The sequence below is a fragment of the Bacillus basilensis genome (genome assembly GCF_050630465.1).
Taxonomy (GTDB): Bacteria; Bacillota; Bacilli; order Bacillales; family Bacillaceae_G; genus Bacillus_A; species Bacillus_A basilensis.
The window spans coordinates 560,379-578,888 of record NZ_JBNTQO010000002.1 but is presented as its reverse complement, the minus strand read 5'-3'; the positions used below and the strand labels follow the sequence as shown (position 1 = coordinate 578,888).

18 protein-coding genes and 1 pseudogene are annotated in these 18,510 nt (G+C 32.7%); 3 read left to right on the top strand and 16 right to left on the bottom strand.

All coding sequences use genetic code 11. From position 1 onward, the window contains the following. Positions 1-25: 25 nt before the first annotated feature. Positions 26-841: an alpha/beta fold hydrolase gene (locus ACQVV1_RS06395; protein WP_242251971.1), complete on the bottom strand. Its 816-nt coding sequence runs from the start codon at positions 839-841 to the stop codon at positions 26-28. Positions 842-1,280: 439 nt separating this feature from the next. On the opposite strand from ACQVV1_RS06395, the gene ACQVV1_RS06390 reads away from it, so the two are divergent. Next, on the top strand, positions 1,281-4,001 hold the full coding sequence (locus tag ACQVV1_RS06390) for a putative bifunctional diguanylate cyclase/phosphodiesterase (protein ID WP_431168691.1): 2,721 nt from the start codon (positions 1,281-1,283) through the stop codon (positions 3,999-4,001). Between the two features lie 98 nt (positions 4,002-4,099). Here ACQVV1_RS06390 and murG read toward each other — a convergent pair whose 3' ends face one another. The 4 genes from murG to ACQVV1_RS06370 are packed head-to-tail and all read right to left on the bottom strand — an operon-like array spanning position 4,100 to position 7,450. Continuing rightward, the gene (gene murG / locus ACQVV1_RS06385; RefSeq protein ID WP_242251973.1) at positions 4,100-5,164 is read right to left on the bottom strand and encodes an undecaprenyldiphospho-muramoylpentapeptide beta-N-acetylglucosaminyltransferase; all 1,065 of its coding nucleotides are present in this window, start codon (positions 5,162-5,164) and stop codon (positions 4,100-4,102) included. A gap of 48 nt (positions 5,165-5,212) precedes the next feature. After that, positions 5,213-5,530 carry a DUF6572 domain-containing protein gene (locus tag ACQVV1_RS06380; RefSeq protein ID WP_242251974.1) on the bottom strand — a complete coding sequence of 106 codons (318 nt, stop codon included), beginning with the start codon at positions 5,528-5,530 and terminating at the stop codon, positions 5,213-5,215. A gap of 25 nt (positions 5,531-5,555) precedes the next feature. After that, the gene (locus tag ACQVV1_RS06375; protein ID WP_242251976.1) at positions 5,556-6,467 is read right to left on the bottom strand and encodes an SDR family oxidoreductase; all 912 of its coding nucleotides are present in this window, start codon (positions 6,465-6,467) and stop codon (positions 5,556-5,558) included. After that, complete coding sequence (locus ACQVV1_RS06370; RefSeq protein WP_063221028.1) at positions 6,464-7,450, bottom strand: UDP-N-acetylglucosamine 4,6-dehydratase family protein; 987 nt, start codon at positions 7,448-7,450, stop codon at positions 6,464-6,466. Before ACQVV1_RS06370 ends, ACQVV1_RS06375 begins: the two co-directional genes overlap by 4 nt. Before the next feature lie 298 nt (positions 7,451-7,748). Here ACQVV1_RS06370 and ACQVV1_RS06365 point away from each other — a divergent pair, with 298 nt between their 5' ends. Both ACQVV1_RS06365 and ACQVV1_RS06360 read left to right on the top strand, forming a co-directional pair. Further along, positions 7,749-8,927, top strand: a complete 1,179-nt coding sequence (locus ACQVV1_RS06365; protein ID WP_242251978.1) for a DUF2515 domain-containing protein — start codon at positions 7,749-7,751, stop codon at positions 8,925-8,927. Then, positions 8,833-9,303, top strand: a complete 471-nt coding sequence (locus ACQVV1_RS06360) for a CBO0543 family protein (RefSeq protein ID WP_336584245.1) — start codon at positions 8,833-8,835, stop codon at positions 9,301-9,303. Before ACQVV1_RS06365 ends, ACQVV1_RS06360 begins: the two co-directional genes overlap by 95 nt. A gap of 26 nt (positions 9,304-9,329) precedes the next feature. Here ACQVV1_RS06360 and ACQVV1_RS06355 read toward each other — a convergent pair whose 3' ends face one another. From ACQVV1_RS06355 to ACQVV1_RS06305, 11 genes and pseudogenes are all read right to left on the bottom strand, one after another. After that, positions 9,330-10,187, bottom strand: coding sequence for a PhzF family phenazine biosynthesis protein (locus ACQVV1_RS06355; RefSeq protein WP_242251979.1), 858 nt, complete (start codon positions 10,185-10,187; stop codon positions 9,330-9,332). Positions 10,188-10,352: 165 nt separating this feature from the next. Then, positions 10,353-10,778: a YfmQ family protein gene (locus tag ACQVV1_RS06350; protein ID WP_242251980.1), complete on the bottom strand. Its 426-nt coding sequence runs from the start codon at positions 10,776-10,778 to the stop codon at positions 10,353-10,355. Positions 10,779-10,799: 21 nt separating this feature from the next. Next, on the bottom strand, positions 10,800-11,471 hold the full coding sequence (locus ACQVV1_RS06345; RefSeq protein WP_242251981.1) for an LrgB family protein: 672 nt from the start codon (positions 11,469-11,471) through the stop codon (positions 10,800-10,802). Between the two features lie 23 nt (positions 11,472-11,494). Continuing rightward, positions 11,495-11,851, bottom strand: a complete 357-nt coding sequence (locus ACQVV1_RS06340; protein WP_242251982.1) for a CidA/LrgA family holin-like protein — start codon at positions 11,849-11,851, stop codon at positions 11,495-11,497. Between the two features lie 33 nt (positions 11,852-11,884). Beyond that, entirely contained in the window at positions 11,885-13,318 is a 1,434-nt protein-coding gene (pdxR, locus tag ACQVV1_RS06335) for a MocR-like pyridoxine biosynthesis transcription factor PdxR (RefSeq protein ID WP_242251983.1), read from the bottom strand. Positions 13,319-13,394: 76 nt separating this feature from the next. Further along, a complete protein-coding gene (locus ACQVV1_RS06330; protein ID WP_242251984.1) occupies positions 13,395-14,168 on the bottom strand; it encodes an alpha/beta fold hydrolase in 774 nt (257 codons plus the stop codon). A 23-nt stretch (positions 14,169-14,191) separates the two neighbouring features. After that, complete coding sequence (bshB2, locus tag ACQVV1_RS06325; RefSeq protein WP_242252296.1) at positions 14,192-14,872, bottom strand: bacillithiol biosynthesis deacetylase BshB2; 681 nt, start codon at positions 14,870-14,872, stop codon at positions 14,192-14,194. Between the two features lie 53 nt (positions 14,873-14,925). Then, positions 14,926-15,117 carry a hypothetical protein gene (locus ACQVV1_RS06320; RefSeq protein WP_242251986.1) on the bottom strand — a complete coding sequence of 64 codons (192 nt, stop codon included), beginning with the start codon at positions 15,115-15,117 and terminating at the stop codon, positions 14,926-14,928. 214 nt (positions 15,118-15,331) lie between these two features. Further along, positions 15,332-15,445: pseudogene (locus ACQVV1_RS06315) on the bottom strand (GntR family transcriptional regulator); the annotation flags it as partial. Between the two features lie 31 nt (positions 15,446-15,476). Further along, entirely contained in the window at positions 15,477-16,466 is a 990-nt protein-coding gene (gene plcA / locus ACQVV1_RS06310) for a phosphatidylinositol diacylglycerol-lyase (RefSeq protein WP_242251988.1), read from the bottom strand. A gap of 177 nt (positions 16,467-16,643) precedes the next feature. Beyond that, complete coding sequence (locus tag ACQVV1_RS06305) at positions 16,644-18,485, bottom strand: S8 family peptidase (protein WP_242251990.1); 1,842 nt, start codon at positions 18,483-18,485, stop codon at positions 16,644-16,646. Between the last annotated feature and the right edge of the window lie 25 nt (positions 18,486-18,510).

Below are 18,510 nucleotides of genomic sequence, written 5' to 3'. Positions count from 1 at the left end.
CTCCTTGAAAATATTCATTCGTTTTTTATAAACTTTGCTGATCTGTTCTTCTAATCCATTCTCCTACTAAACTCTCGAATAATTCAGGCTGTTCAATTTGCAAATTATGCCCTGCCATATCTAACACTGCTAATGTCGCTCTTGGATAATCATCAATAATTCCTATAATATCTTTATAACCGACCGATATATCTTGTCTTCCGACTAATAAAAGAACGGGTTTCTCATATGTCTTATGATGAAAATTCATAGTAAGAGAGTAATTCTTTTGCAATCTATCAATAAATTCATAATTAGCAATTGTTAGTCCTGGCTTAATCTCCTCTTTAAACCTCTTATATGTATATTCATTCGCGACCACTGCTAACTTGCAAAACTCTTCTCTATCAGTGGAAGTTAGTGTATTTAAAAACTCCTTATCCTCTACAATTACCTGTTTATTCGGACGAGTCCTTTTTTCTTGCTCCGCTACAACAACAGGGCATACTAATAGTAATCCATTAACTCTTTCGAACAGCTTTGTGAGTATACCTCTAGCTAAATATCCACCATAGGACTCCCCTACTAATAAAAAGCTTTTAGATGGAATGATTTTTTCAATACATCCAATTAACAGTTCTAACATATGATCTGAACTATTTATCCAATCCGGAGCATTCGATTTCCCCATGCCAGGTAAATCAATATATATTCTTTGGTAACCTTTATATTTTGCGAATACTGATTCCATGCACCTCTGCATTAACCTATGATCAGGAGCACAGCCATGTATGATAATGACTGGTTTACCCTCTCCCACAATTTCATAGTATACTTCTGCACCTTTCATTCGAAATAACATAAAAATCCCTCCCTATTTAGTAAAGATGCTATCCACTCTGTAAGAATACACGTTCTTATTTTATATCTCCATTTAATATTTTTACAAATGTTAATTTTCAGACCGAAAATAAAAACCTTACTTAAAATAAGCCTATAACAATCAAAAATCAGCTAGAAAAAAGATTCTCATCATTTTATATGCAATTGTGCATCTCCACTTACAAATTACTAAAAAACCTTTACAATTCGAAGGATGATTAAATATACAATTCCCATTTAAAATCTTGATGAAGTACATATTATTAAAAACAATATTTTTTTAATTTTAAGAAGTATTACACTTTTCAACACTTTCCTTATAAACATGATTTTTATAAGGAAATCTGATACAATTCTTAAATAATATTATTATGTATAGATATTACGAATATAGTGCATAATTAAAGAAGGTGATTTTAGTGAAATTAAATAAAAATTTACAAATATGTATATTAATTGGAACATTAATATGTTATTCAATCTATTTTATGTTTTTTTATCTGTTCCCTACTCATTTTTCAAATTCAGACGTACGCTTCGCTTCTCTTATTGTTGAAGCCATTACATTTGTGTCACTCATTTACTCTATATATTTTAAAAAAGTCAGTTCAAATCCGTTTTGGATATGTATCACAATAGCAATTGGGAGTTTTTTATTAGGAAAAATAGTATATACATATCAAGATAGCTTCTTCGAAATTCCAATACATCGTTTTACTATTTCTGATGTATTTTACATGTTTTTTCTACTCTTTTGTCTTATCGCTTTCAGTTATAAAATCTTAAAAGAATGCGATAAATGGGAAAAAGCGTTCTTTATTTGTGATATATGTATAGTACTTACTTCCATATTCACATTAGAGTGGTATTTATTTAATCAACCAAATTTAAATATATTCTCTCTTTCACTAGGAGATGTTTTTCTTTCATTTCTATATCCAATTGCAGATTTATTATTTCTTTTACTAGGTGTTAGTCTCTTTTTCCGTCCAACCATTTTTAATTCGAAACGGAAAATTTACATCTTTATTTTTGTATTAATAAGTTCTGCAACTTTTAACTATATTTATTTTTACCTAAATAACCATTTATCAACTGAAACGATAACATTATTACGTCTTTTATATAGAATACCTATATTACTTATTGCAATAGCTGGATCTATTTCAGAAGACCGTAATAGTCATAAAAATTATTTCATTGTAAACCCTATAATAGGAAAAAAAGCTCTAGTTGTATTTCCCTATCTTGCTGTTGCAATACTAATCGGGTTTACATTAAAAGAACAAACAGCATCTTCAACTCTCATTACAGGAAATTGTATTACTTTCATTTTCGTACTCATTCGTCATTCTATTGTACGTATGCAAAACAATTCCCTAACCAAACGTTTACAGGCATTTAATGCTCAACTAGAAGAAAAAGTTACTTTACGAACTTCTGATTTAGTTTATAAATCAGAGGCTCTATCCCAAAAACAACAAAAATTCAAATCATTATATGAATATCACCCTGATCCTATTTTTACAATTGATTTAAATGGAGTATTCTTAAATGTAAATACAGCTGGAAATATACTACTTGGAGCACCAACAGATGAGTTACTCGGTGAAACTTGTTTTTCGATTATTTTAGATGAAGACGAATATAAACTAGCATCAGCATTAGAAAAAGTGAAACAACAAGAATCGGCATCCTTGCAACTACGTTCTCAATATAAAGATGGCTTTACTTATTTTTTATACGTTACCATCGTCCCTATTATGATAGACGGGCAAATTTCTGGAAGTTATATTATGGTGAAAGATATTACTGCACTAAAGAAACAGCAAGAAGAAATAAAATATTTAGCATTCCATGATACTGTAACGAAAATTGGGAACCGTGCCTTTTTCCATAAGAAATTAAAAAGAGTTATAAAACATGCTAAAACGACAGAAAGCGAGTTTGCATTATTATATTTAGACTTAGATCGCTTTAAAGCAATTAACGATACACTTGGACATTCGGCAGGAGATCACATATTAGAAGAAGTAGCGAAGCGATTCCAATCATGTCTTCCATCACATACTCATCTGTCAAGAATCGGTGGTGATGAGTTTACAATCTTAATTGAAAATTATACTGACGAAGATGCCTTATTCGAGTTATGTAATCAATTATTTAAAAGCATAGAAAAGCCGTTTGTCATATATGAGCATACATTAACTTTATCACTGAGTATCGGTATCGCTATTTATCCACATTCTGGAATCGATACCGCTACACTTTTGAAAAACGCTAATGTTGCAATGTATGATGCAAAGACAAGAGAGCTTAACGCTGTCTCTATTTATGACGATGTAATCGCTAAAAAAATTGAAAGACGATTACGATTAGAAAAAGATTTACCAAATGCAATACAAAATGAAGAACTGTTCCTTTTGTATCAACCTCAAGTTGATAGTGAATCTAATAAAATTATCGGTGCAGAAGCTCTAATTAGGTGGAATCATCCTGAATTAGGCGTTATTTCTCCATACGAGTTTATTCCAATTGCAGAAGAAACACTACAAATTATTCTAATAGGAAAATGGACATTAGAGCAGGCTTGTGAGCAAATGAAACGTTGGCACGCACTCGGATATTCACATTTAAAAATAGGTGTAAATTTATCTGCTAAAGAATTTGAACAAGAGGATTTTGTAAAGTCTATTTCTTCTACTTTAGCAAATACAGGTTTGCCAGCAAGTTCTCTCGATCTTGAGTTAACAGAGCGAATTGCAATGATGGATGAGCGAGAAACATTGATAAAATTGCGTACACTAAAAAGTTTAGGGATTCACATTTCAATCGACGACTTTGGTACAGGCTATTCTTCGCTAGCTTACTTACCTTTATATCCAATCGATACATTAAAAATCCCAAGAGAATTTATTACAATGTCTGAAACATGTGACGATGGAATGGAAATTATTAAAACGATCATCACATTAGCAAATACATTAGGAATGTCTGTTATTGCTGAAGGTGTAGAAACGAAAGAACACGTGAATTTCCTTCAAAAAAATAAATGTCAGTTTATTCAAGGTTACTATTATAGTAAACCTATCCATACTAATGCATTTACTGAGCTATTAGAAATCGGGATTCACCCATAGTACATAGCCAATCTGGATAAGTACTAATGAATTTGAACAACTATAGTAAAAAGGAAAGAAGATATCTTCTTTCCTTTTGTTTTTTATTTACATTTCCATTACTTCACGACTTCATTGATTATATCTATTAATTGATGAATCCCCTCATTATTGGTTTTCTTATATCCATTCATGTTTTGAATATATCTCTCCTTATTTGTATACAACTTATTTACTGCATGTATAAATGTATTCGTACTTACTCTGTCTTGGAGTATAACTTCCGCATATCCTCGCCGAGAAAAATATTCAGCATTTAAAACTTGATCTCCTCTACTGGAACTGTTAGTTAACGGGATAAGCAACATCGGTTTCTTCAAGAATAGCAATTCAGAAATAGCAGTAGAACCCGCTCTTGAAATTACAACACTCGCCATATTTAGTATATGCGGCAACTCTTCCCCTATATATTCGAATTGCATATAACCTTCCATGCCAATAGATGAATCTACCTTCCCTTTACCGCACATATGAACAATATTAAAATTTAATAATAATGTTTCCAAACTTTTTCTTACCATATTATTTATCCATTGAGCACCTTGACTCCCACCCATAATTAACAATACTGGTTTATCTTGCTGAAATTTACAATATCTTCTCCCTCGTAATACGTTACCCTTCTCAAGTTCTCCCCTTACAATTGGTCCTACATAAACCTTCTTCTCATTACTTACATTTTCTCCTGTCTGAGGAAATGTTGTACATAGCTTTGTAGCAAAAGGTAATGCTATTTTATTGGCAAGTCCTAATGTGCTATCTGGTTCACGTATAATTATAGGCACACGATTTAACCATGCCCCTATAGCAACAGGAACTGAAACAAATCCTCCTGCTGAAAAGATAACATCAGGCTTTATTTTCTTAATCAACTTATAGCTTTGTAAACAACCGTGTATAATTTTGAAAGGATCTTTAAAGTTCTCCAAATCCCAATATCTCCTAAGCTTCCCCGTTGAGACACTATTGTATTTAACATTTTGCACTAATGATTTTTCAATACCATTTTTGGATCCAATATACTCAACTCTCCATCCTTGCTCTATAAATTTAGGAATTAATACAATATTAATCATAACGTGTCCGGCTGTACCGCCCCCAGTAAAGAGAATCTTTTTATTCATAATTTATATCCACCTTTATTATTAAAAATCTAGCTTTATATTAGCCTTTTAAATGTAAATAACTTTATCATTTATATAAATATTTAACTCCACCTCTATATCTTTTAAAAAATCTTTAATGAGTTCATAAAAATCATTTCCATACTCACTACACTCATATTGAGCAAAGACTTGAATCACATACCTAGTTTCCGCCTCTAATGCTGACTTTAGTCGATTAACTCTTTCTTCTTCTACATACGCTCGATATTTATTTATTGCCTCTGAAAGATGCAAAACATGTGCTTCTTCATCCCTCCAGTCCAGCGTATCAACAATTGAAAGAAATAGCATATTTTGATTATCTATTACTTCATAACCATTCATATATTTCTTACACCCTTTATATTTTTCATTGAATGCAGATGTCATTACACTTTGCATACTCAATTACATCTTTTAATGATTGATGAAATTGAATTTCTGGGATCCAACCTAATCTTTTTATTTCCTCTATTTCTAGACTCTCATTTGAGTCGCTTCCACTTTTCACTGTTTCTTCTATGAAAAAATTTAGCTTTGTTAATTCTTTATATTGTTCTAGTACATTTAATAAAGATCGTTTCACTCCTGACCCGACATTATATTGTTTTCCATTTATTCCATCTCGTAATAACACATGATACGCTTTAACCGCATCACGTACATCTAAAAAATCCCTGCTATCTTTCAAACTGTTTACTTCAATAATGGCTTTACTTCTACCTGATTCTATATCTATCATTTTTTTTGCGAGAATCGAACAAATGCCATTTGATACTCCTGGACCAATTAAGTTTGAGGGCTTTGCAATAATAATATTTGAATCCATTAATCCGCCCCAAGCCTCTGCAATAATGACTTGCATCGTTTTACTTAAACTATATGGATTTGAAATTTTTATTTCGTTTATACTATCTGCTTGCAAAGCAGATCCTATAACTAACGTTCTACAATGTTGTGCTTCTTGCTTAATTGCTTCTAATAAATATAACGTCCCTATTACATTAATCTCTACATATTCAAGTGCAGCTGTCCAAGACTCTATGACCGAATTCCTTCCTGCTAAATGCAATACATAATCTGGCTTTATTTGTTTAATCACCTTCATTACTTCGCTCTTATTTGTTAAATTACAAATAATACCATTTTCGTTTTTTTCTCTATGTGTACAATTTTGAAACATAGGAATTACATGAAAGCCCTGCTCTAAAAAATATTGGCAAGCATGGCGTCCTGTAAAACCATTTGCACCTGTTATTAAAAGGCTCGCATTTTTTTTCATTGTAAAAAACCTCCTTTTAATAACATTTGTTTCACCTCATGTTTTGCAAGTAAGTCTTGTTGAGAGCTAAAACTCTTCACATCCACAAGCGGATAACTAGCATAATATTCTTGAAGCCCTTCTATAGGCATAGTCGGTAGTACTACAAAATAATTTTGATCAAAACTTATACTCGTTTTACTCTCTACCTCAGATAAAAGCATTTCACTTAATTTTTCACCCGGCCTTATCCCTATCTCTGTTAACTTCACATTTTCTTTTTTTGAATCTTCAATTAACACTTCTGCTAAATCTGTTATTTTACATGCCGGCATTTTCATAACAAAGATTTCCCCGCCTCTACCTTGATATACAGCTTTAAATAACAATCCAACAGCATCTTCAATTGTTAAGAAAAATCTAGTCATATTTGCATCCGTAATCCCTACTTGTGAAGATTTTTTAATTTGTTTTTTAAAAAGCGGTACCACACTTCCACTCGTCCCTAAAACATTTCCACCACGAACACAAATGAATTTTGTTTTCTTCGTTTGTACATTCGCATGAACCATTAACTTCTCACCAATTGCTTTTGTCATCCCATACGTATTTGATGGATCGGCTGCTTTATCCGTTGAAACATATATAACTTTCTCAACTTGCATCTGTATAGATGCTTCAATTACATTTTGCGTACCATGTATATTGGTTTTTATAGCTTCATAAGGATAATACTCACATACTGGAACGTGTTTTAAAGCTGCAAGATGGAATACATAATGTACACCTTGACATGCATAGATTAATTGATGCTTATCACGAATATCTCCAATAATAAATTTTAATCTATCATCATTTATAAACTGTTGCTGCATTTCAAACTGAACCGTTTCATTTCTTGAAAAAACCCTAATTTCTTTCGGTGATTTTTCTAATAGTTGTTTTATAAGTTCATGTCCCCACGAGCCTGTGCCACCAGTAATTAAAATTATTTTATCTAGCATTTCTTTTCCTCCTACCAAGCATTTCAATTAAAATTTATTGAATTATTTTCAATTGATTCAAATCATAATCGTCGTTTGTTACATTTAATTGACAAAATAAAAAAACCGAAACTATTAAATATAGTTTCGGTTTTTCATTTCACCTTACAACAGTAAGGTTTTTTATACTGTTTTGCATGATAACTAAATTCCCTGTAAAAAAACACCGCTCATTTATTTCTTATACTCGTAATAAAATAAATAGAATGATTCATAGCCAATAGTCATGTTTAAATTTATGAAAAAGGGAGGTAACGGAATGTACCGAAGCAATTCAAATCATACATATAACGGACCTTCCAAAGCACTGCCACTCTCCCTATTTGATGTAAAAAATGAATTGAAACAAAAAAGCAAACTCATTCATTCTGGCACGATGTATAAATTAACGAAAGAAGAGCAACTCATTATCAACAACATAAAAATACAAACAGAACAGCTAAATAAAAATAATGTTACAAGAACACGCGCATACTACCAATTTTACATTCAATATCCAGAAATACATTGGGCACTACTTGGACATATGGTATCACGTAACGGCGGTTGGAATATGACTGATTTAAAGGGCGATTTATATACGAGAATTTTATCAGAGAAAGATCAAATTACATTTTTTTCTTTTTTAGAAAGAGGGAATTGGCTTATTTTCCAAGATGTTTATCCTCAATTTTTGCTGTACGAACAAAGTGTAAAAAAATCACAAAAGCTATTTCACCTTCTCCCTCACCTAAATGTTTCTACATTTATGGAAACGATGTGGAACGATTTTTGGAAAACAGGTAATAAAAAAACATTAGCGATTGCAACTATTATTAATGAACAAAACTATTTAGAAAAAAGAGTGATTCAAAATGTACACTTTAAAAAGACTGTACTAAATAGTATTGGATTTAAACTCTTTGATTTTTTTCAGTTTAATCATATCCTTTTCCCATTCTACGAAAATGATAAGAAACAAAAAGTATTACTATTTGGTGATACAATGAAGCATTTTACTTCCTTACATGAACGAATCTTAATCGGAAAAAGGTTGTATTCATTATTATTTCGGGATACACATGTTTTATCCCAAATAATAAGCTGGGCTCAACATCATCCGCATACAGGATCAAGGAAAGATTACTGGCCCCATTTATTTTCAAGTGTAAATGAAACTTTTTCCCGTGAGTTTTATAAGCGCCGAATAAAGAAATGCCAGTTGCGTAATGGCGCTTATCGTATATACAGCCCTGCACTCAGCTACGCATGGCGAGATATTGAGCATGAAGAAGTTGACAGTGAAGATTGGTTTACGGACTGGCAAGTTGTAAATTACTTAGTGGATAAGGAGGAAAATATAAATGGACAAATTACAGAAGACTACTGTAAAACGCTCGAAAAAATTGAACTTGCCATTCTTGCAAAGAAAAATGTTCTCCTTCGAGAAGACGAATAACCTTTTCGCACTAGTTATTACAATCTTACTCTCTTCTATTATCGGGACTTACTTAGATGCTTTCTTTATTGCGAAACAAATATATTCCTTTCCGGTTAGACCCTTTCCCTCCGTATTTTCAGTTAACATCGGCTTTACTTTGTTTGTACTACCAATTTTAACAACGACTTTTATACAAATTTCAAAAACATTATCTGTATTTTCTAGGACTCTATTTATTGTTGCAATAGGTATTTGTGCCAGCATTTTTGAACAGATTGCTGAAAGATTAGGTTTCTTTATTCATAGCGTAGATTGGAATCATACATACTCTTTATTTGGTTATATGATTTTCTTTTCTTTTATTTGGAAAATATATTATTTCATACAAAAATAAAGAGACCCTTATAAATCTCTTTATTTTCACTCAATATTTTCTACATTTAAATACTTAGTTTCACAGTAATAGCCTTTGCCGCCAACATAAACTTTTTCTACTTTATTGTTGCTATTGGTTGCTAATGTAACTAATATTTCAGAAGGCGAGTGTACAGAATAACCTTGTTCAAATACATAGACTTCTTTTTGCAAGTTGTGCTGTTCATAAAGGTAGCAAGCTAATGCACCGTTTGAAGTTCCAGTCGCTGCTTCTTCATTGATATCGTATAGTGGAGCAAAATTTCTGCATATAATACGATTGTCATTAAAAGTATATAGATGCATCCCGACAACATTATAATACTTGCTGATTTCTTTAATTTTTTCAAAATTAGGTTGCAGTGTATGTAATTGTGTTTCGCTTTTTATAGGAATTAAAATATCTTTTAAACCCGTGGAGACAATTTGAATTGGATATTTATTGTCTATAGCTTTAATGTCAAAACAGTCGATGAACTCGTTTGGAGATACAACATCATAGAATATCGGTTTGTTTTGTTCCATGAATATGATGTCATCTTTTATGGTAATAGTAAGAACACCGCTGTTCGTTTCAATCGTATAGCGATTCCTGAAAAGTTTATTTAAATGCATCAGTATCGCGAAAGAGCCAATTGTGGCATGACCACATAAATCAACTTCTTCTTTTGGTGTAAAATACTGAAATTTATAATCAGCAATTTCAGATTCTGATATAAATGCGGTTTCCGCATAGCCCAGTTGTTTGGCTATTGCCATTTTTTGAGTAGTGGTCAATGTATTCTCAATAAATACCACTCCTGCTTTATTTCCACCTTTATGATCCTTGCTGAATGCACTTGCAACATAGACGGATATTTCCATAAGACACCTTCCTTCCTCACTTGTAGTAAATTGTAGCATAGAAAGCACTACGTATAAATGTTAATGGATAAACCTTCCATAAAACAAGAGACAAACTATTTTTTAGCATCTGAACTCTCAAAAAATAGTTTGTCTGCGGTCTGAGAGATTCTTATAGATCTCTTCTTAAGCATAATCTTTGGTTACCATTAATGATGTAGGGTTTTGAAGACTTTTTGAACGTAAACGATAGGCAACGATTTTCTTCTTATATTGCTTTATTACATCAATGTGTTCCTCATAGCTATACAGAGAAAACCTAATCTCTTTATTCCCTTTCTTCGTATTAATAACAATTGGTATGCCTTCCCCGTACGGTGGAAAATAATGTTTATCTAAAAATAAAGCCTCATTAAATTCATGAATAACTTGTAATTTCATTTCTCCCTCTATATTTTTTCCCTCTATCGATATAGAGGTATTCTCCGCCTCAAGCTTTTGATGCAATTCAAATCTACTAATAATTGATTCTACAACAGAAGTGGGCATACTAGAAACTAATACTTTAATAGCTCCAAAAATAAATAATGTAACTATAAACCATGTTGTCATTTTCATCATCTCCATTACATTTTAAAATATAAATTTCGTTCCATACGGTATGACTATACTAATAAGTATTCCGGTTACAATCATCGTCACCGAACCGATCGTCGCTTCTTTCTCGCCTTCCTTCACGAGACGGCTCACACCGATAATATGTGAGGCGCAACCCATTCCCACTCCTTTTCCAATCGTGCTCGTTATACGGAAAAACTTAAGTACCGTTGGTCCGATAATAGCACCTGTGATTCCTGCAACAACTACAAAACTAGAAGTCATAGATGGAATACCACCAATTTGATCCGCTAATGAAATAGCAATAGGCATCGTCGCTAATTGCGGGAGTGTTGTTAATATGAGTTCCTTATCTATATTCAACATCTCACCAACCACTACATTCATACTCGTTAAAGCCACTATACCTACCGCTACACCGATAAGTATCGAAAAAAAGTTTTTCATAAGTATTTTTCGCTCTTTAAATAAAGGTATCGCTAACGCTACAATTGCAGGACTCAATAAACCGGAAAGAATGTCTCCCCCATTTTCCCTATACTCACGATGAGAAATATCAAAAGTCAGAAATAAACAAATCATAATTGCCGTAACTGTTAACACTGGTAATGTAAATGGAAACGGAAATTTTTTATATAACTTTGTCGCCAATACATACATTACTACAGTAATAATAATGAAGACCATTTGCATCGTACACCTTGTCGATTTTATTTTTTTGATGTTACTAATAATTGACTTATATACCCTGAAACAATCAAAGTCACTACTGTACTTACTACTACTAAAAGGAATATACTACTCCCCTTACTGAAAAGAAAAGACCCGTTTTCCATCAGCCCTGTTGTCGAAGGAATTAGAAATAACGGTAAAAATACTATTAATTTTTCCGCACCTTCCTCAAACCACTTTAATGGTACAATACGAGTAGAAAGGAGTAGAAACAGCATTAACATCCCTATTAAACTTCCTGGCATTGATAGATGGAACACTCCCTGAATCCACGTACCAACTAAGCTAAATACATATAACACGCCTACTTGAAGTAAAAGCGTCACGTACTTCATTTCTTTTCCTCATTTCAATATTACGCATCACTATTATGAAATTTCATTTAACGTTTCCGCAAACCTCGTAATTCCCAGTTGAATTTGTTCGACATCTACTCTCCCAAAAGTAAATCGAATATATTCACTCTTAGTACCTAAAACACTTCCTGGGACAAACGCTACACCATTTCGTATAGATTCACCTAATAAATGATATTCATCAAACGTTCCTTGCACTTTGCACCATAAATGTATTCCACCCTCTGGAACAAAAAATTCAACCTGGTCCCCTAATATTTCTTCAAGCTTTCTAATTAACGCATCTCTTTTTTCCTTTAATTGTCCACGAAGCATTGTAATATGAGCATGAAAATCTTCTGATTCTAAAAATTGATTTGCCACCCACTGCGTAAATACGCTATGTCCAAAATCAACTTGCTGCTTCGCATCCGCTAAGCGTTCTATTACACGCGTAGGGCCAATTACCCAACCAATACGTAATCCTGATGCAACAATTTTTGATAATGAACTTACATAAAGAACATTTCCGTTTTGATCCATTGATTTTAATGTTGGATTCACTTCTCCATTAAAAGAAGTTAAACTATACGGATCATCTTCTACAATCGGTATACCAAATTCAGAAGACAACTCTAAAATCTTTTTACGTCTCGCTAATGAAAGCACAGTACCCGTTGGATTTTGATAATCTGGATTTAAAAACACCATACGAATACGATGCTTTTTATGCAAATCAATTAAGTCATCTGGATTCATTCCATGCTGATCTACAGGTAAATGGAATATTTTTAAACCAGCAGATTTAAACATAGGCAATGAGAAACAATACGAAGGGTCCTCAATTGCAATCGCATCGCCAGGTTTTAATAAGCATTGAACGATAAGATTAAGTGCCTGTTGTGCTCCAGATGTAATAAGGATAGAATTTGAATCTGCTTCAATTTGTTTATATTGCTGAACATGTGCTGCAATTGTTTTTCGCAACATTTCATTTCCAAGTGGATGGTCATAACCGAGGTTTTCCATAAATGTTTTCTCCGACAAAATCGTTCGGAATCTATCACTCGGAATTAATTCTGGTGACAATTCACCACTCGCTAAATTAATTAAGTCATCTTTTTGTGTTTCCGTTCTAATTTGTTGAACGAGTGGTACATTAGGTAAGAACGATCCATCCTCAACGTACCTACCCCAGTTCGGTATTCGTTTATGTGAAACACCCCATATGTCTGTATTCACCCTTGTTCCGCTTCCTTTTTGCCGTTCTACTACTCCAAGTGATTTTAATTCTTCATATGCAGCTACTATTGTACTCCGGTTCACCTGTAACTCTTTTGCTAACATACGCTCAGAAGGTAACTTGCTATCAGAAGGAAACTCACCTGAAGAAATACCCCTTTCAATATAATCCGCTATTTGTTTATATACAGGCGTTTTATCTGCACGATTTGGTTTCCATTCCATATAGTTGCCTCCTCTCAAAACTAACTATATTTTACTCACTAGTAACAGTATTGACTGTAATAATAGTATTAATTAATTAATTAATTACATGATTTAAAAATCTTTCTACCGTCATATTAAAGCTGCTCGGTTGTTCTAAATAAGGTAAGTGTCCACTATTTTTAAACTCAATAAAAGTTGTATTTTTCAAACGTCTTTCAAACTCTCTTACATATTTCTTGGGGACAAAATCATCATTTTCCCCTCTTATAATTAAAGCGGAACATGAAATATTCGAAAGAAATGGTCTTTGATCATAATCTACTAACTCAGCAAATAATCTTTGAATATGTACCGGATTAATAAACTGTAAAGATTGATAAAACCCCCTGACAATTACTTCATTATTTGCTACTCCCATCGCCTTCAACAATGTATCCGCCCATGTTTTCCCGTTATCATGTAAGCTAAGTAAATCATATACTTCAAGCCGTTTCTTTCGATCTTCAGGCTCCAAATAGGGAAATGCATTTACAATAATTAAACTAGAAACAAAGTCAGGATATTGAATAGCAAAATCAATACCTACCCTAGCTCCTTTTGAAAGTCCACAAATGACTATTTTTTGTAACTTTAAATAATTGCATAACTCATACAAAACATTTACATATTCTTTAAAGTTAATTTCTAGCCCTTCAGATTTCCCATGACCTGGTAAATCAAGAGAGATTACTGTCCATTTCCCCTTGAAATATTGCCTTTGATATAACCAATTATTTGCGTTTCCTCCAAGGCCGTGTAAAAACAATATGACAGGACCCGACCCTTCTATATTGTAAAAAACCTTTCGATTCTTATATTCAAAATACATATTCATCACCTTCTGCTGTAGCATCACTTATTTTTATCTTTGAATGGATATATCCAAAACGGTTCTCTTTCTAACCACTCGACTGTTTCTGGTACACCATCGTCATACTCTCTTTTCAGTTCCGTTACTTTAGTCGCAAATTGTGATGCATGTGCTTGCAATGCTTCTAGCTTTTTTGGAACATATTCTTTTACTTCATTTTTAAAATGTGGCGGACCTATTTCCACTTCATGATTATTTGAAAAAGCTACCGCATAAAATGTTGGCCTTTTATTTTCAGGAATATTAGATAACGCTTCGACCACCGCTTCTCCTGTTGCATCATGATCTGGATGAACTGCATATCCCGGATAAAAAGAAATGACCAATGAAGGATTCAATTCTTCTACACATTTTTGTATTACACGTCTTAACTCTCCAGGAGTTTCAAATTCAAGAGTTTTATCACGATATCCCATCATACGTAAATCTTTAATCCCTAAAATATTTGTAGCGCTCTTTAGTTCTTTCTCTCTTATAGCATATAACGATTCACGTGTTGCAAAAGGCGGATTTCCCATCGCTCTCCCCATTTCACCTAGCGTTAAACAAACGTAAGTTAAAGGAACGTTCCGCTGAGCGTAAGCCAAAATTGTACCTGCCACGCAATATGACTCATCATCTGGATGCGGAAAAACAATTAAAACGTGGCGTTCATTTTTTATCAAAATCATACTCCTCCATCGTACACAATATTAATCTTTTTCTTTAAAAACTATTAAATCACTACCGCATACCACGTTACTCCAACAAGTAGTACGAAAAGAAGGATAATATAAATAGTTGATAAGTTTTTTACATTTTTCTTTGTAGACTTTCCGTAATTCTCCTCCACATTTCGTGCAACTAGTACGGTCCCAAACAGTGATATAATTACAATAATAACGACTAGTGAAATCGCAAAGCTCATTGTATTTTCACCTCTCTAAGGCTAGTCTATTTTTATTAAGAACTTCCTCTTTAAAACGTTGATAACATACTATCTTTCTTCTCTTATCATAATAGATGTTTGCAAAAAACGGACCAACCACTTTTACGTTTTTTTGCTCATCCACTTTAAAAATAAAAAGCAACTGAACACTTACGATCAGTTGCTTTTTTGCAAGATAAATTATTTTCTTTTTTCATTTGAAATTAATTCGATTTAAAAGTTTAGTCTTTTCATAATGAAACATCGATTGAGATAACTCGAAAATTGTCCCATTTACAAGATACACTGTATTTTCAATAAGAAGCGACGTATTTTATCGCTTCTTACTCTCATCATCTTTATTCTTTTATAAGTGACTTATTCGCTCTTATAACTTCTTGATACAGCAATGGTGACCATTTTTCATTTATGTAGTCTTGAATTATCCAGCCTACTCTTGTAGGGTCCTTTTGTTTTATATGATTTGCAATTTCAGGATTTATATAGGAGGCATAGTAATACGGACTATTCCATGCTGTACCACCAGAAGACAAGCTTGTAAAATTAATATACAGATGATTTAAATCCTCACTATTGTTCATCGTTTCATTTATCGTATCTTTAATAGATTTTACTTTCTCATCATAACTCACTTTATATTTATCTTGTACGGTTACATTTACATTTTGATTTACAGTTGTAGTAAACGTCTCATTATCTGGCCAATAAAAATTATTATATCCTCCAGATTCATTACTACCACTATATCTTTTTAGTAGTACAATTTTCCCACGAGCATCTCCCAATTTTATATTTCCTTCTGTTTTAAAAAAGATAGGATCAACAAAATAACTTTTTTCAAACGTACTACTAAATGAACCTTCTGCCCCTTTCATATCCTCATACTCTTTTTTTAAAGACATAATAATCGTTTCACTTGGGTTATCTTTTAGAAATTGTTTCGCTTCGTTTATGAATTCATGCAGTGTTACATAAAGATATAATGGCCCATGATGAAGAACTATCGTATTATCATCTGTTAAACGTCCTCTTATATCAAAAATTCTAGCTCCATGATTCATTTGGTAACGAAAATCATATTCTTGCGTCATTCCCCATACTTGCTTAATCGGATTTTGCAACTTGAACGTCCCGCTATCATGTGTTCCTGGAATTGAAATTCGTGCTAATGGGATATTATCAGGTATAGGTTGCATCCACTTTGACCAATTTTCAAGCTCATTAACAGAGCTTGCTGCAACTACTTGCTTATCATGTAAAGCAAATACAAATGTGATAAATATCGTACTACATATGAATAATTTCAAAATAAATTTTTTACTGCTCATTATTATTCCTCCTTTTTCTGTTTTATATCATACTTATTGAATATAATATAATCTGGTGAGTAAAAAATAAATAACATTTCATAAGTATGAAATATTGCATAGAAGTAACGTTAAAAAATCATTCACATATCCTGAATTAGAAAAATTTAAAGGAACTTCATCTGAAGTTCCTTTCGTTTACTTTATATTCAATACATATGAACCATCTTTATTCTCATACTTATAGACGTATAAATAATATTTACCTGGCCTTGCATTATAAGTACCTTTAATTACATTTCCTTCATTTTCACCATATGCTACATAGTTATTTAAATCTGATTCATGATGAAGTACCCATGTCATTCCGATATTTTGTTCATTTAGTAGAGAAATATTAATATTTTCTGGTGAGTCAATTTGGAAAGTAAATACATCTACATTATCACTATTATGTAGCGTTCCTTTCACCGGTGTATGAATGTTAACTTTATTTGCCTGTCTAGGCTCATTATTTGGTTCATTTTCTGTTACTTGTAACTCATTCCCACCGTTTGGTTTTCTTTGTCCATACCCTAAGTTTACCAGTATAGACTTCAAATCTGGTAAAACACCAATTTTATCTGAATATGGATCTTTAGATTTTGTTCCTGTGTTGTGGTTGCTTAATATTGCTCTTAGTTCACTCGGTCTATATGGTTTTCCTAAATTTTCTTTAGCAATGCTTTGTACTAAAGTCGCTGCTCCGGCAATAATAGGCGAAGCACTCGACGTGCCACTAAAGCTAGATGTATAAAGATTTACAGCACTTCGACTTTGCTCAGCTGTAGTTGTATCTACATTTTCTCCCCAGCCATACACATCAATACGGCTTCCATAATTCGAAAACCACATACGCTCATGAGGTAAAGATGAGGAGCCCGCTCCTACCATAATTGCACCTGAATCTTTAAAATCTTTACTATTACGATTTAAAATTTGTTTACCATTTCTATCTTTAAATTGATCTAAATCATTCCAACCATTTGCTCCAGCTTCTATAATGACAACACCTTTATCTGTACCAGCACGAATTGCATCAAAGATATCTGGTTGTACCTCAACAGGTAAATATTTATCACCGTATCCATCAAAGGAAGCCTGTGCCTCTAATAATAAAACATCCCCAGCTTCTAACTGATTCACAGCACTTAATATTGCATCAGCTGTATTATACTGTCCGTTATCTCTTATTTGAGAAATCACCTTTGCTTTCGCTTTTGGCGCAATCCCAATATTCCCAACTTTATTGTCCTCAGAGGATACAATTCCTAGTACAGACGTCCCATGACCGACATGTTGATCTATATTTATTCCAGACATTAATTCAATATTTTGATGTACTAAATCCTCATGATTTAATAACCATCCATATTCCATATCAACAAAGGTGACATCGCTTCCCTTACCGCCTTGAACTCCCCAGGCGAAAGGCGCATTAATACCGTATGGTGCTGCTTCAAGATAACCTTGTTTTTCATATCTAGGATTGTTATTCGGATTAAAAGATATACTTAATGGTTGTACCTCCGGTGGTGTTATTTTTTCTTGTTTCTTCATATACACATCTTCTATTAAAGAAGATGTCTTTAACTTATCTACTAGTTCTTCTTCATGCCCACTATTTTGAGTTTGAAGAATATAGTAGTTTAATAAACTTGTAGATACATTATTGGGTGCTTTCACTTCAAGATTTTGTATTTGTTCCGGGCTTACAGATGTGAATAAACGAGTAAATGTTACATCTGGATATTCTGTCAAAAGATCTTTTATTACTTTATCGTTCGTTTGAGATTGTATTTGTTTTTCAATACCATCTTCATATGGAAATTTCAAATCCGCTTTAAATTTTACAATGATTTGCTCATCTGTTTCTTGTTCTATTCCTAATTTACTCTGCTGTTCTATAGAATCAGCATGTACACTATTGACAGTTCCTCCTATTCCTAAAAGTGTTGTAATGATTACAGTTGACGCACACATTTTTTGAAATATTTTCATTACATCAATCCTCCTATTAATAATT

What these genes read in the sequence shown, in the direction of transcription:
- ACQVV1_RS06395 (WP_242251971.1), bottom strand. Translation starts at nt 841, where the DNA reads ATGTTATTTCGAATGAAAGGTGCAGAAGTATACTATGAAATTGTGGGA.
- murG (WP_242251973.1), bottom strand. Translation starts at nt 5,164, where the DNA reads ATGAATAAAAAGATTCTCTTTACTGGGGGCGGTACAGCCGGACACGTT.
- ACQVV1_RS06380 (WP_242251974.1), bottom strand. Translation starts at nt 5,530, where the DNA reads ATGAATGGTTATGAAGTAATAGATAATCAAAATATGCTATTTCTTTCA.
- ACQVV1_RS06375 (WP_242251976.1), bottom strand. Translation starts at nt 6,467, where the DNA reads ATGAAAAAAAATGCGAGCCTTTTAATAACAGGTGCAAATGGTTTTACA.
- ACQVV1_RS06370 (WP_063221028.1), bottom strand. Translation starts at nt 7,450, where the DNA reads ATGCTAGATAAAATAATTTTAATTACTGGTGGCACAGGCTCGTGGGGA.
- ACQVV1_RS06365 (WP_242251978.1), top strand. Translation starts at nt 7,749, where the DNA reads ATGTACCGAAGCAATTCAAATCATACATATAACGGACCTTCCAAAGCA.
- ACQVV1_RS06360 (WP_336584245.1), top strand. Translation starts at nt 8,833, where the DNA reads ATGGACAAATTACAGAAGACTACTGTAAAACGCTCGAAAAAATTGAAC.
- ACQVV1_RS06355 (WP_242251979.1), bottom strand. Translation starts at nt 10,187, where the DNA reads ATGGAAATATCCGTCTATGTTGCAAGTGCATTCAGCAAGGATCATAAA.
- ACQVV1_RS06350 (WP_242251980.1), bottom strand. Translation starts at nt 10,778, where the DNA reads ATGACAACATGGTTTATAGTTACATTATTTATTTTTGGAGCTATTAAA.
- ACQVV1_RS06345 (WP_242251981.1), bottom strand. Translation starts at nt 11,471, where the DNA reads ATGGTCTTCATTATTATTACTGTAGTAATGTATGTATTGGCGACAAAG.
- ACQVV1_RS06340 (WP_242251982.1), bottom strand. Translation starts at nt 11,851, where the DNA reads ATGAAGTACGTGACGCTTTTACTTCAAGTAGGCGTGTTATATGTATTT.
- pdxR (WP_242251983.1), bottom strand. Translation starts at nt 13,318, where the DNA reads ATGGAATGGAAACCAAATCGTGCAGATAAAACGCCTGTATATAAACAA.
- ACQVV1_RS06330 (WP_242251984.1), bottom strand. Translation starts at nt 14,168, where the DNA reads ATGTATTTTGAATATAAGAATCGAAAGGTTTTTTACAATATAGAAGGG.
- ACQVV1_RS06320 (WP_242251986.1), bottom strand. Translation starts at nt 15,117, where the DNA reads ATGAGCTTTGCGATTTCACTAGTCGTTATTATTGTAATTATATCACTG.
- plcA (WP_242251988.1), bottom strand. Translation starts at nt 16,466, where the DNA reads ATGAGCAGTAAAAAATTTATTTTGAAATTATTCATATGTAGTACGATA.
- ACQVV1_RS06305 (WP_242251990.1), bottom strand. Translation starts at nt 18,485, where the DNA reads ATGAAAATATTTCAAAAAATGTGTGCGTCAACTGTAATCATTACAACA.